The sequence below is a fragment of the Natronoflexus pectinivorans genome (assembly GCF_004345615.1).
GTDB classification, from domain to species: Bacteria; Bacteroidota; Bacteroidia; order Bacteroidales; family Marinilabiliaceae; genus Natronoflexus; species Natronoflexus pectinivorans.
This window is the reverse complement of the sequence record NZ_SLWK01000007.1, coordinates 159,502-173,374: the sequence shown is the minus strand read 5'-3', so window position 1 is coordinate 173,374 and position 13,873 is coordinate 159,502. Positions and strand designations below refer to the sequence as shown.

At 39.3% G+C, this 13,873-nt stretch carries 6 protein-coding genes; all 6 read right to left on the bottom strand.

Going from position 1 to position 13,873, the window contains the following annotated elements:
• Positions 1–41: 41 nt before the first annotated feature.
• Positions 42–1,886, bottom strand: coding sequence for a rhamnogalacturonan lyase (locus EV194_RS10875; RefSeq protein WP_207916009.1), 1,845 nt, complete (start codon positions 1,884–1,886; stop codon positions 42–44).
• Positions 1,887–2,193: 307 nt separating this feature from the next.
• The gene (locus EV194_RS10870) at positions 2,194–5,145 is read right to left on the bottom strand and encodes a T9SS type A sorting domain-containing protein (protein ID WP_165921865.1); all 2,952 of its coding nucleotides are present in this window, start codon (positions 5,143–5,145) and stop codon (positions 2,194–2,196) included.
• Between the two features lie 111 nt (positions 5,146–5,256).
• Complete coding sequence (locus tag EV194_RS10865) at positions 5,257–7,098, bottom strand: RagB/SusD family nutrient uptake outer membrane protein (protein WP_132434062.1); 1,842 nt, start codon at positions 7,096–7,098, stop codon at positions 5,257–5,259.
• 97 nt (positions 7,099–7,195) lie between these two features.
• The gene (locus EV194_RS10860) at positions 7,196–10,339 is read right to left on the bottom strand and encodes a SusC/RagA family TonB-linked outer membrane protein (RefSeq protein WP_132434061.1); all 3,144 of its coding nucleotides are present in this window, start codon (positions 10,337–10,339) and stop codon (positions 7,196–7,198) included.
• A 22-nt stretch (positions 10,340–10,361) separates the two neighbouring features.
• Positions 10,362–11,885 carry a fasciclin domain-containing protein gene (locus EV194_RS10855; RefSeq protein WP_165921864.1) on the bottom strand — a complete coding sequence of 508 codons (1,524 nt, stop codon included), beginning with the start codon at positions 11,883–11,885 and terminating at the stop codon, positions 10,362–10,364.
• 113 nt (positions 11,886–11,998) lie between these two features.
• On the bottom strand, positions 11,999–13,783 hold the full coding sequence (locus tag EV194_RS10850; RefSeq protein WP_132434059.1) for a fasciclin domain-containing protein: 1,785 nt from the start codon (positions 13,781–13,783) through the stop codon (positions 11,999–12,001).
• Positions 13,784–13,873: the final 90 nt, after the last annotated feature.

The following is a 13,873-nucleotide window of genomic DNA, read 5'->3' as shown; positions in this document are numbered from 1 at the left end:
CAAGTGAGTAAAACGACTTCTTATGGTTAGCTTAACAATAGTTATTTATTATCAACAATCACAACATTTGGCATCGGTGGTGGAAAGTCCATATCCGTAGCAACATAAAACCCAGGATGTGGAGGTTGATTATAAGATGAGTTTTGCCATGATATTGCAACACGGTAAACGGGATCGTGCATAAAGGTGTATAGCTTATGAGTGGTAGGCATTGTTGTTGTGTAAACCCTCAAAGCCTGACCGTCTTCCCTAAGCAGAACAACCTCTTCACGCCAGTCACCAAACAAATCAGCTTGCAAAACAGGTGTTGCTTTGGTGCCATTTATTGATCTGGCACCCTCTGCCGTTAATAGTCGTGTCGAACTATTATTACTTATACTCCATTTATCAATTCGATTTCGGTTCATTAATTCCCGACTTAAGTCACCATCCCACCAAATTATAAAGTTCATTGAATTTGGCACATCCCCTACAACATCCCCATTCATATCAAATAGTCCAAGTCGGTGAGTACCCCAAAAATGAAATCCCGGAATTTCCGGATCAATTTCAGCACCAACTCCTCGACCTACATCATTGGGGTTTCTATGATTAAAAATAATTTCGCCACTATTGGCATGTCTTAAAGAAACCCCATGACCACCCGACTCATGTGGCATAAAAATTTGTGGGTAAGGGTGATCTTTAATCATGTAAGTAACATGTGTGGCATCTCCATGTCCCATACCGGTAGTATGCATACCTGTTCCGTCTGATCCTATGACGGCCGAACCAGTTACGATATCATGGCGACCATCATTATTGGCATCTATCACATGTATGGAGTGATTTCCTTGTCCGGCATATTGCTCATGACCAGGATCATCAGAATCGAAAGTCCATCTCAGACTTAGTTTTCCATCGCGCCAATCCCATGCAGCCAGTGTCATTCGGGTGTAATAACCTCTTTGAAAAACTGCACTTGGGCGCTCTCCATCCAAATAAGCAATGGTGGCATTGAATCGATCCACTCTGTTTCCATAGCTGTCTCCCCAGTCGGAAACATTTCCACGAAGTGGCCAATAATCAGCTGTTGCCAATTCAGCTCCTGTAAGTCCATCGAAAATTGTAATATATTCTGGCCCTTCAAGTATATATCCTGAACGGTTTCTGTATACAATTGAATGATCAGCATCTGAGGCCGTTCCTTTACTTAAAAAATGCCCTTTACCATCCCGGCTTCCGGGCGCAGTTTTTACCATGATTTCTGAACGGCCATTACCATCTAAATCAAAAACTAAAAACTGTGTATAATGAGCTCCTGCACGAATATTTGGACCCAAATCAATCCTCCATAAAAATTCACCATTAAGCGTATATGCATCCAACAACACATTATCTGATATTCCGCGATGCGAATTGTCCCTCGCATTATTTGGACTCCAACTCACAACAATTTCATATTCTCCATCTCCGGTTAAATCGCCAACACTTGCATCATTGGCAAAATACTTACCACCATGAATCCCATCTGCAGGCTGTCTTAATGAGATATCAAAAAAACCGGCATTTTCACCCTGGGTGTTATTGATAATAAATGCGGGAGAAGACATTTCAGTTTCCAAATCGTCAATTATTGCTTTAACGTTATAAACGCTGTTAAGTGGTGCAATGGAGTCAACATAAGAAGTTACGTCGACGATGAGCCGATCGTTAATTTTTTTATTATTACGATAAATGTCAAAAGAAGTATTATAAGGTTCATTGCCCAGTAGTCGCCACTTTAAATAATACCCATCATGTTGCCTGACCGCAACCAATCCACGATTAAGATTTTCAACACGCATCTGGGAACATAGAGTTGATGTTGATCCCAGAATTAAAACAAAAATAATATAAAGCCTCATAACAGTTGGTGTTTAAAACATTTCAGCACGACACTACTTCTCCATCAAAACAATTGGGCAATTAAGTAAGGCTTTGATTGTGAAACATTGAAGGGATAAAAAATTGAGTAGTTAAGACCTGAAAGGTTTCGATATTCTAATCCCGAATCCATCGGGACTGTATGATAAAAGAAATAACATCAACATTTTCAGGCAAAACCTTTCAGGTTTTTTCTTTAAAAAAGAATAGCATCTTTCACGGTAACCCGTGAAAGATGCTATTTGTTTATATGAACTTAATTAATGCTCATAAATTCAATGATTGAATTTATTTAACGATTACACGAGAAACTCCTACGCCAGTGGCTGAAGTTACTTTTACCATGAATATACCTTTTTGATTAATGGTAATTGATTGTCCATCACCCGAAACTTTTCTGGAGTCAACAATCACTCCATTCATATCAATTACTTCAACAAGGTATGAATCCGCTCCGGCATTTAAAGTGAAAGTTCCATTGTTTGGATTCGGATATACTCCTACATTCAAGGATTTCACTTTACCTAATGAAGTTGAATGTTGTCCGAGTACTACTGAAACAAGATCTCCATCGGCAATGGTTACAGTAACTGGTACTGCTAACAATTGTACATCTTGTCCGGCATCATCCGTCATAACTCCTAAATAAGTTACGTGGAATACACCGTCGCTTACCATAAAGTCAAATGGATCAACCAAGTAAGTCAGCTCAGTTCCGGCCAATTCAAACTCCTCAAAATTGGCTTCTTCAGCTGATTTATATTGCCATCCTAAAGCAGTCATTCCTTCAGGTAATTCAACAGACAGTGTATAAACACCGCCATCTTCATCAATTTCCACTGCAAAATCAATAATGCGGAACATCAATGTGTTAGATGAAAGTGTTCCATCACCAGCTTCAGCAACTACGTAATATTCACCAATGTTCTCGAATTGAACGGTAACTGCATCGCCAGCAACTTCAGGAGTAAATGATTCCCAAGGACCAAATGGACTGTGACTATGTTTCCATGTGAACTCACTTAGACCATCGGTATTCACTAAAGTTAACACCTCAGAATCGGTAAGGATAGGCATAATAAACATACCTGTCTGCTCAATACCAAAAGCATTAAGGTCGCGAGCCATTACATAAGTATAATCTGTAACATGATCATAAACATTAATAAAGTCATGCTCTTCCGGAACGCGAATTCTTCTATTTGTTATATAACCGGTTGTTCCACTGGTATGATTTCCTTGGAAAATAAACTGACCATTTTCACTAACAGTGAAGAATGAGAATTCTGCTTCGGCATCAACAGCAAAACGGAAAATTGGTGCAGGATGGAAATATATTTTTCCGTTTCCGGAAACATGAACCTGACCTCCAACGGTTGGTGCATTTGAGTTACCCATCATTAAATTAGGATGGTTATTACTACCCCACTGATTGAAAATAGCAACACCTGTTCCGGTTACATTAACAGTGGCGGAATTTGAGTGCATTCTCAATAAATCCTGATCTTTAACAAACACACCTGATTCAACTTGAAGAATACCTCTAAAATTATCAACATTACCTCTCCACTTCAATGAGTCAGTTTCTCCACCACGAATAATAAGCATAGCCGATTTCGCTGGTTCAACAACAGTTTCACCATCCATTACAGCAGCTGTATGATGTATGGTTGATCCACCCATGATGGTATCTACTCCATGGCTAAACACAGGATAATGAGGCACATCCACAGGAATAATGATATTGTTTCTGTGAGGCTGAGCCATTGGATTCCAGTTTGTTGCCTTATGGTAATCATCATCAACACCACCTACCCAAGTAAGATTGAGTGGGCCTGCATCCCATACTTGCTGAACAATTCTGATTTCAGAACTGATGTCAGGAGATCCGTCCACTACCCCTTCAAAGCGGATGAAGTATGCACCGGGTGTTTCAAAAGAAGGAGATATTGATGTTCCCGAAATAACAGGATCAAATGACTGATATCCAACTCCTGGAGTTTGAGACCATTTCCATTCGCCACTCTCAATAGTTCCCTGATCGGCAGTAACAGTAATTTCTGCTCCAATCTGCTCTCCACGAACATATTGAACACCATCAGGAGTTAAACTTAGATTAGCTGAACCAACTACAAAAGTAAGTGCATTAGAAGTAACTTGGCCATCAGGAGTGGTTACTTCACAAACAAGATAAAAAGTACCTGACTCATCAAAAGTTGGTACGAAAGTATTTGCCTCTGTAGAACTTCCTAAAACATTTGTATAAGGACCTTCAGGATCAGTTCCGTATTTCCATTCAAAATTAGTAGCAGCAGCAACAACATCACTGTTTTCCAAAGCCACCTCAGATCCAGCCTCACCTACAACCAAAAACTCAGCACGCTCCTGCAGACGATCGGTAAAATATGTCCAAACCGTACCTTCTGGTTTTGCAACGTAAAAAGTCTGATTTAATTCATTCTGGTAGTAATAATTGATATAAAAATTCTCTCCACCTGTTATGATGTCGTTAGCCACCAATGAAGCATATTCGCCTCTATTATCTCCATTAATTATTAATTGCGCATTATCATGAATATTAATACGGCTAAACTGATCCCATACACGGATCATTCTTCCCGCACCTGTAACATGAATAACCCCATCATTTCTAATAATCACATTTCCTCCTACATTCTGATCTCTGTCACCAATTCCAAAAAAATCTCTAAAAGTAGCACGTCCAGTGCCTTCAACAATAACCATGGCTTCAGGAGATCCAGTCATGTGATAACTTCTTTGAAAATTTACCTCACCTGAATTAACAATCAAAACACCTCCAGGGAAAGCGTGAGTATCGTTAGGACCTTCCTGTCTGGCAACAGAACCATCAGCCATTGAAAAAGTTATTTGACCGGGACCATAAGGACCATCTTCTACTCCGGTTGGAATTCCATCCTCATCTTCCTCAATGAAATGATACGGCCCCGCAATTCCTATACTAACAAAAGAAAAGTCTTCTTCGCCAGTAACGATTGGGTGATTAGGATTTTCAGGATCATTATAGGTTCCAATGTGACCTACTCGGATATGGTTTCCAGCCATTCCTGTTGGCGGATCCCAGTTTTGAACATCGGTAGCATCGGTACTAACAGAACCACGCCAATTAATAGTTTCCTGTGCTTGCACCATAGAACCTATAAAGAAACAGGCTGTAACCAAAGCTAACACTTTAGTACTTAAAGAATAAAGATTTCTCATAACATCGATTTTGAAATTAGACATTCATTTACAAACAAATTTGGATTTAAAACTAATTATCTAGTACACCGATAATTATCGGAGGGGCATATCAATCATAAAACAGCAACATCATTCAAAAATTGGTAAAAACCAATTTTCTCTATTCGCTAATTTCTCTCTTACCCTTATAGCCCCGGAAAAATCTCCGGCAGCTTCAAATTTTTCTGCAATTCTGTTTGCTAAAAAGGCGTTATCGCCTCGCCGTATGGAGACTCGAACCAGATCTGCCCATCTCTGTCCTTCAAATGCAAGTTCTCTGGCACTTTCATCAATTATATAATCTTCAAGCCTTTCGAGCACCGGATCATCTTCTCCAATAACCAAATTGGAAAGACTTACACGTCCCCTCACTCCGATACCTCTGTGCCAATCGCCGCGGTACAAAGGCGGAATTTGAGCGGCTGTTGTTTGACGTGCATCAAAATCGAAAGGATGTGGCAAATTGGTCATATAAAAGGTAGTATCATTTCCATTGATTTCCAAATCATAAACAATGTTTCCAAAGGCATCGGTAAGATATGACACATTTCTATGGGTAAAGTCATGTCCGGGAAGTCTGTCGGATCCCGGATAGTTAGCTCGCACTCCGTTATTAAGAAGTGACCAGGCCAAATAGTGTTGTCCGGCCCGGTTAGCTGCTTCTACATATCGCAAATGCAAACTTCCGGCGCGCCATAAGAACCATTTTCCGGGACGTGAAAGAGAATTCAATTCATCATATTCGGCAATGTATTTTGTAATGACCGCATTCCCGCCTATCATATCATATGAGCCTTTATTCTCAAAAATATCTTCAATTGAACCTCTGAAATCGCCAGTAAATTGATTCCCCTGTATCTGACTGTTCCAATCATCTATTATTTTCTGAGAAGGCTGCAAAAGATACTCGCCATTTTGATATGAAAATAGATCAAAGAAAGGACTGGGCTTATAGTCTCTGTGAAAATACATCACCCACAACCATTCACCGAAATAGTTAGCGGTACCATAGTCTTGAAACATCATTGGCCAAAAATTTACAACACTGTTCAAGTCCTCATCAAAAAAACGCAAATATCCGCTGGTATATCTACTGGTGCCAGGATTTGCGGGCTGTGCATTATCTCTATATGGTAATTTATACTGATCAAATTGATTGTAACCAGCCGAACGCTCCATAATACTTTTAAAATATGACGCTGCGGCTTCGTAGTTCCCGTTCCACAAATGCAAATCTCCCAGAAGATATTCCTTATCTATGAACATCGTGCGCGTATGGAAGCCATCTATAACGCGAAAGAGAGATTCATCTGTATAAATTCCTTTATAAGGAACAGACTCCATTTCTGTTAACAAAACAGCCATCATTTCCTCAATTCCCAATACAGGAAATTCTCCTCTCTCAATTTTACTTAAATCGTCAACTTTCTCAATGGATTGAGTTATATAAGGTACTTGACCATAATGAATTGCCAACTGCATATATAACCAGGAGCGCAAAGCTATAGCATCAGAAACACGAGGTTCGTATGCTTCACGACTAATTCGGTTTTTCTCCAACATGGTTTTAAAATTGCTGATGACACTATTGCAATCATTGATTAGCGAAAAAAATGGAGCCGGGTTAACCCAAGGGTTATCAGGAGAGACATCCTCATGATTGGCTATTTCTCTTAAATAGTGATCGGAATTAAAAGTCACGTCCATTAAATCTGCTCGCAATTCATTTAGAATCACGTACTGAGGAGCCAGATCAATCAATTTGCCATACAATCCTCTGATGGCTGCATCTGCATCATATATATCCCTATAAAACTGGCCATCGGTTAGTACATCATCTGGCTCTACCTCAAGCAAATCTTTACAACCAGATAGTCCTAAAATAAATATTGATGTAAGAACTGCTCCAAATATTATTTTTATTCTCTTCATCCCTGTTGTTTTTTATATGTTTAATGCACTCTATCCAATATTTCAGTCAAAACTCAAACTATTGCATCTGCATTTCTATATACTGATCATCGTTTCGTTACAAACCAATCTTAATACCAAATAAAAATGACGTTGCATGTGGCAACATACCAAGATCAATTCCCTGTAGCAATGGAGAAGCCCCTGCACTAAAAACCGGATCGAGTCCTTTGTAGTCAGTAAAAGTTATCAGATTATTACCTGAGGCATAGACTTCAACACTTTGAAATCCAAATGGACGGAACGGCACATTGTAACTAAGCGTAACATTTCGCAATCTAACAAAAGAGCCATCTTCGATCCACCTGTCAGAGAATCTGCTGTTACCAATATCATCGTTATAATTTGCGCGTGGAATATTAGTTTGCTGTCCTTCATACTGCCAGCGATTAACTACAGCTTTAGTTTGGTTACCATAACCACTCATGCTCTCCAATTGTCTACGCTGATAATTATAAACGTCTCCTCCCACTGAAAATGAGACAGCTGCATTAAGAGTGAAATCTTTCCATCTCACTCGTGAATTAAACTCACCAAAAAAATCGGGGGTAGGATCTCCAATAATTTGCATATCATTATTATCAATAATCCCATTATTGTCAACATCCTGAAATATAACATCACCTGCCTGAAAAGGCATCAACTGAGTGTTTGGGAGCAATGCCTGAAGGCCGGCATTGTCGGCATCTGCCTGAGAAGAATAAACCCCACTAGTTTTAAATCCGTAAAAGACACCAAGAGGTTGCCCAACTTCTGTTAATATATTTGCTCCATAGAGGTCTGTAATCTTTCTGTCACCATTAATCTTTTCAATATTTGTGGTGTATTTTCCAACTGTCACTCCGGCATCCCACCTGAAGGCTCCATTCAGCAATCGAGCATTAAGTGACAAATCCATCCCCTGGGTAGTCATTTCCCCATCATTAATGATCTTATAATCGAACCCACTATATATGGAGGCAGGCACAAAGTCAATCATATCCTGTGTTCTGTTGTGATAGAAATCGACAGAACCTGAAAACCGCTCTCTAAGTACAGCAAAATCAATCCCAAGATTCATTTTCGTATTGGTTTCCCATTTTAATTCCGGATTGTATAGATTCCCCAACACAATACCTTGGTAGCTCAAGAAGCTATACGCTGTATAATAACGCTTGGCAGCGTAATTACCTATATCATCATTCCCTGTCATTCCATAGCTGGCTCTTACTTTAAGCAGATCAAGCGAGTGGGCATCATTTAGGAATGGCTCAGAAGTTAACAACCAGGCTCCTGCAACGGATGGAAAGAAACCAAACACAGAGCCCATTAATCCAAGACCGTCCGCTTCGCTACCGAAACGAGATGATCCATCAACGGCCATACTTAAATTTAAAAAGTATTTATGCTTATAATCATAATCTCCAGACAAATACATAGTTAAACTGTTCCAAGCTCCGGAAAATCCTCCCTTTTGTCTCAATACACCTAAACTATGAGATAAAGTCCTCAAATTATCATTTGCAGAAGAGAACCCTCGGCCCCAATCTTCCTCTATGTTATTTAAATTCATTCTGACTCCGGCCACGGCCTTTAATCCATGTTCATAGCCAAACCTGTTGCTATAGAGAGCTCTAAAATCATTGTTAACAGCCATGTGCCGCATTACTCTTGCGCCCATTTTATTGGTAATTGTTCCCAGAGGAGTTGTAATCGGCTCTATCCCATGGGAGGGAATAAACAAGGTTTCCCTGTCTTTATCAAAAGACAACCCAATCAGATTGCTTATTGTCAACTTATCATTAACTTGATAATTAAAATCAAAAGAGCCAAAAAATCTGTAATTCTGTCCTCTTAAAGTATGATTATCAAGAATTGCCAATGGATTGCTTATCCCAAGACCATCATAGTCTTCAAATAAAGCGCTTACACTTCCTTCTTCACTTATAATGTATGGATGCATAAATGGTGCTTTCAATCTTGCCTGAGCAACCACATCATCAGGGGAATTGTATCCTGTAGCTCCTATTTCATTATCATTATAAACGAAGCTAATGTTGGAATTTAGTGTTAAACGTGGTGAGAAACTAATATCTGAATTAAACCTCAGATTAAACCTTGAAAAATCTGAATCTTCAACCATTCCTCCCTGATGCATATATCCAACTCCCAGCGAATATAGAGCAACATCATCACCACCTTTAATCCGAAGAGAATAGTTTGATGAATAACTCTGATTGAAAACCTCTCTTTGCCAATTGATATCATTATTCATTCTATAAAACCCGGTTTGTTGAGGAGAGGTTGTAAAATATGGCATTTGAGATACTTCACCCGGAGTATACCCGGCTGAAAGGAACATTTCGCTGAGATAAGGTTTATATTGCTCAGCACTCATTAGCGGATAAACCTCTGGTTTCATATGGATTCCACCATGCATTTGAAAATCAATAATAGTAGCCTGTCGGTTTGCTCGCGATGTAGTGATTAATATCACACCGTTGGCAGCCTTTGCACCATAAATTGGAACAGCATCTCTGATAACAGTAACATTTTCAATATCTCCAAGATCAATTCCTCCAAGGGGATTGGTTCTATACCCATCAATCAAAGGATTTCCATAATTAGTGATGTCATATATCATTCCATCCACAATGATAAGCGGTTGATTTGTTGCGTTTAATGAATTAAACCCACGTAAAAACAGATCAGACCCGATACCGGTTATCCCTGTGCGTTCTTTGATCTGTAATCCGGCTGCAAATGTCCCAAACTCTTTTTCGGGAGAAGTATTTCCTGATTTTGAACGTTCGTGTAATCTGTTTGCTGAGGCAGATGATCGGGGAGTATAGGCCTCTTTTATATTATAGTAACCGACATTTGTGGCCTGTTGAAATGATTTGTTGGAAACCTCCTGCAAATAAACATCAACATTATCACGACCAGCAAGCACGACTTCAGTCGTGTGATATCCTAATGACTCAAAAGTTAAAACATCCTCCAAGGATCTTACCCGAATTGAAAACTCACCCTCAATTCCGGAAAAATCAGAAGAAAAATTTCCGCATGAAACATCGGCAAAAGCAATAGGCTGGAGTGTTGTTGCACTATACACCACGCCTGTAACAATAATGTCTTCACCAGCGCTTTGATGCTGCCCCCATCCTATTACTGCAGCGCAACTTACTACCAAGGAAATAAAAATTCGTTTTATATAATTCATAGTAATCGGGATTTACTCTATATTAATTCAACACAGGTACCAATTTTATATAATCTACCGTTACGGCCATATGATGAGTACTCTCTCCTTCCGGAACCAATTGCAAATAGACATTTCGCATAGACCCAAAGTTAACGGTACCAACAAAAACCTCATCTTCTTCCGGATTTGGGGAATACTCTGTAGCAGTTACAGGAATAAAGTCTGTAAAGAAAACCGGAGGTGCAAATCTTGTTACGCGTCCTGTGACAGGGTCCCTTGTCATCACTGCACTTGTACCTAACCTTTGTCTTAATTCATTATCACTTGGATAACGATAAGAAGTGCGAAAGTCATTAATGGCTCTCCAATATACCCGATACTGGATAGATGGTAAAAAGCCAGCAGGCAAAATCAATCCATCTGTCAACCTTTGACTTGAACCAGCAATGTGATTGTCCAAAACAAAATCATGCCCTCCTGACGCATGCTCTCTGATTCGAAGATAACCTTGTGCATCAGCTCGTTCAGTAGTTAGTCTATAGTAGGCCTCTGGTGATTCTCCTTCAACAATAATTGGCCGGATTCGATCTGCAACCTCAACTGGCGCAGAAGAAACAACATACACATATCCGTTACTGGCCTTGAAAGATTCAACAACAGCGTCTTCGCTAAATGCCACGGGAATTCCATTTGCTGAAACAGGCATTGCGGGTACATTTCCAGGCGAATAAGACTCATTAAAAACATAATCTCTTGTTATTCGCATTTTGGTTTCAGCAGTATCCCTTGCTGTTGTACCGTTAACAACCCTGTAATATCTCCAGAATTTCTGATACTCCTGATCCAGAACCTGATCCTCAACAATAAAGAGCGTCAGAGTGGAATCTTCAGAAGATAAATCGGCAATATTATCATTAAATGAGTTGCGAAAAATAAAAACAGAATCGTAAACAGGCTGACCTAAATCATTGACCCCGATTTGGGTTGATAAATCAGGGGAAAATGTTAAACTGGTAAGAGAATTCAAGTAGTCAACATGCTTATTTTGCGGAGCCATATTTTCAACATATTCCCAAATGGTAGGTCGTGGAAGAACAGGTTCGTCCATAACATTAACAAATCCGTTCAGCAAAGCCTGACTTGAAGACAATACTGCCAAACCATCTATCAATCCTTGTTCTACTTCTAACCATTTCGAACTCAACATTTGAATTCGACCTGCGTTGGCATCATTTGAAAGATTATTTCTTCCATAGGTTATATGGTGACCTACAAAATCTTTTTTGGATGATTGATCAGCAAGAAAGGTAGATGGCACCATTTCCATCGCACCATTTGTAAGTGCAAAAACAGTAATTTGTTTTGATGAAGTCAATTCTTCTTTATAGCCTACTTCATCTATTAATGCAACAAACTGAGAAAATTGAGGATCAGCCTGCAAATATGTATAAATTGTTTGATTAGACACATCTTTATTTCGTGACGTGTGTTCATCCCATGCGTCACTACAACTAAATAATGCTGTAGCTGTGAAAAGAAGTGTTAATATTCTTCTGATTTGCATAATTATCATCTCTTTAATTTGTTTGACAGAAATCCATCCCCACTGACACTATTTTTAATATGAACTAAATAAGTGCTATTGATTGACAGATACCTATATCATTTTTCAAATAATTAATTCTGACTTTGATAAACTTCATATGCTTCATGGATCTCTTCTTTTGTAACAAGACGTCCATTTTTAGTATTAACCCTTGGCCATAACTGATCTTCGTCTACTGGTATAAAATGTACCATATCGAGCCAAAACTCCTTTGTTCCGGAAATACCAACGAATCTAAGCGCATGTGAACCAGTTGTTGGCACGGTAATAGTTCCGGCTAACATGGCAAATACCCTGTTATCGGCAATATAATTTGACTCTAAAATATTTCGTGTAATATCCGGATCATTGTCATCACTACGTGTGTATGCAATGTCATCAGGATTCCATTGATAAAACTTATAGCCACGACTTTCAAGTTCCCTTTCAGAATAACCAGGTCGTTCGGTTCTGTTTGTTGGGTTATATGGTGAGGTGCGGATAACATTTGGCAACGGAATATCATTAAAATGGACAAAAAATACGGGGTGTCTTTCTGCACTTGAACCCCTGAAACAGATCCAAATTTTATAATCACCAGCAGCCAACACAGGGGTTTTAAGCTCAACCCATGGAATCACCTCCGGTCTCAGCATGATGTTAAACAAATCACCATGCACCACCCATGGATTTGCAGCTCCACCACCTCGTCCTTCGTAAAAAATATTGCCTCCGGTCCAGGTTATGTTTTCAAGATCGCCGGGTTGTAAAACAACTGCATCACCAGGACGACGGAATACACCGGGCATACGCATAATTTCCAACTGTTCAGTAACAGACCAGTATACAGCAAAAGGATGTCGCTCTTTAATTCTGAAATCTTCTTTCATGACGTGAAGGACACCATTTAGTACAGTTCGATCAGACTCGTCGCGATTTATTTCGAAACCAGGCTCATGAATCCCGGCAAAAATATCATCATTCACTAATACATTTACCCCAACAGGTCTAATGGTCACAACTTCATTTCTAACACGGGTTAGTCCCACCCGATCAAAAACAAGATCAGAAACGTAGCGCAGATTTTTATCAAGAATATGATAAGCAACATACATATTCATTGGGTTATTTATATCAAGTAGATTTCCTTCATCAGGATCAACATCTGCCCACAAGTCGTCAAAAGAATCAAAACCTTCTGCTTTGTATACAGCATCAGGTATAGCAAAAACTGTGTGAGGACCATTCCCAACATGAAGCGTATCAAACCAACTTGTTCTTTTAAGCGCTTCAGTAAAGATGGTAAAGCGACTATCGGCCTCAATTACTTCGGCTGCTGTTTGAAGCTCTGGCCTGATTACATCATTAATGGAGTGAATGATTCCATTGGCCATACGAATATCCCTTTGCCTAACCTCAGCGTATTTATTAAACATTAAGACAGCTTGATTGTCTCTAAAAAAAGTTCCGGTTGTGATATAATGGCCAAACATATTGGTCGTGTTCATTCGTCCATCCACAAACTCGGTGGAAGGTATGGTATCAGTAATTACATGATATCTTACAATATTGCGGAGATCCTCTCGATCCATGTCTGATAATGATGAAAACTCAGATTCTGCAAAGAATTTTTCAAAAGCACTATTGGTAGGAGCCAGCAAGGTTAATGCACCGTAAGCTTTTAAAAAGGACATACTTTCTGACTTTTCAAGCAACTCTACCAGCATAGAAAACTCATCCGGATTATTTTCCAAAAACTCACCAATTAGCTCCTGATAATTGGTTCTCTCCTCAAAAGCCGGATCCAAACAGCTCACAAACCCAATTGATAAGAGGATTATCACTGTCAAAAAACTGCTATATATCTTCCTTTTCATGTGTTATTTTTTTTTCATTGGATGAAACTCTCAAAAACCTCAACTTCTTTCATTTTCAACATGCTATACTACAAGCATTCAATTGTTCTT

Bases quoted from the DNA above. Each gene is read 5' to 3' on its own strand.
- EV194_RS10850 (WP_132434059.1), bottom strand. From the start codon at position 13,783: ATGAAAAGGAAGATATATAGCAGTTTTTTGACAGTGATAATCCTCTTA.
- EV194_RS10865 (WP_132434062.1), bottom strand. From the start codon at position 7,098: ATGAAGAGAATAAAAATAATATTTGGAGCAGTTCTTACATCAATATTT.
- EV194_RS10860 (WP_132434061.1), bottom strand. From the start codon at position 10,339: ATGAATTATATAAAACGAATTTTTATTTCCTTGGTAGTAAGTTGCGCT.
- EV194_RS10870 (WP_165921865.1), bottom strand. From the start codon at position 5,145: ATGAGAAATCTTTATTCTTTAAGTACTAAAGTGTTAGCTTTGGTTACA.
- EV194_RS10855 (WP_165921864.1), bottom strand. From the start codon at position 11,885: ATGCAAATCAGAAGAATATTAACACTTCTTTTCACAGCTACAGCATTA.
- EV194_RS10875 (WP_207916009.1), bottom strand. From the start codon at position 1,886: ATGAGGCTTTATATTATTTTTGTTTTAATTCTGGGATCAACATCAACT.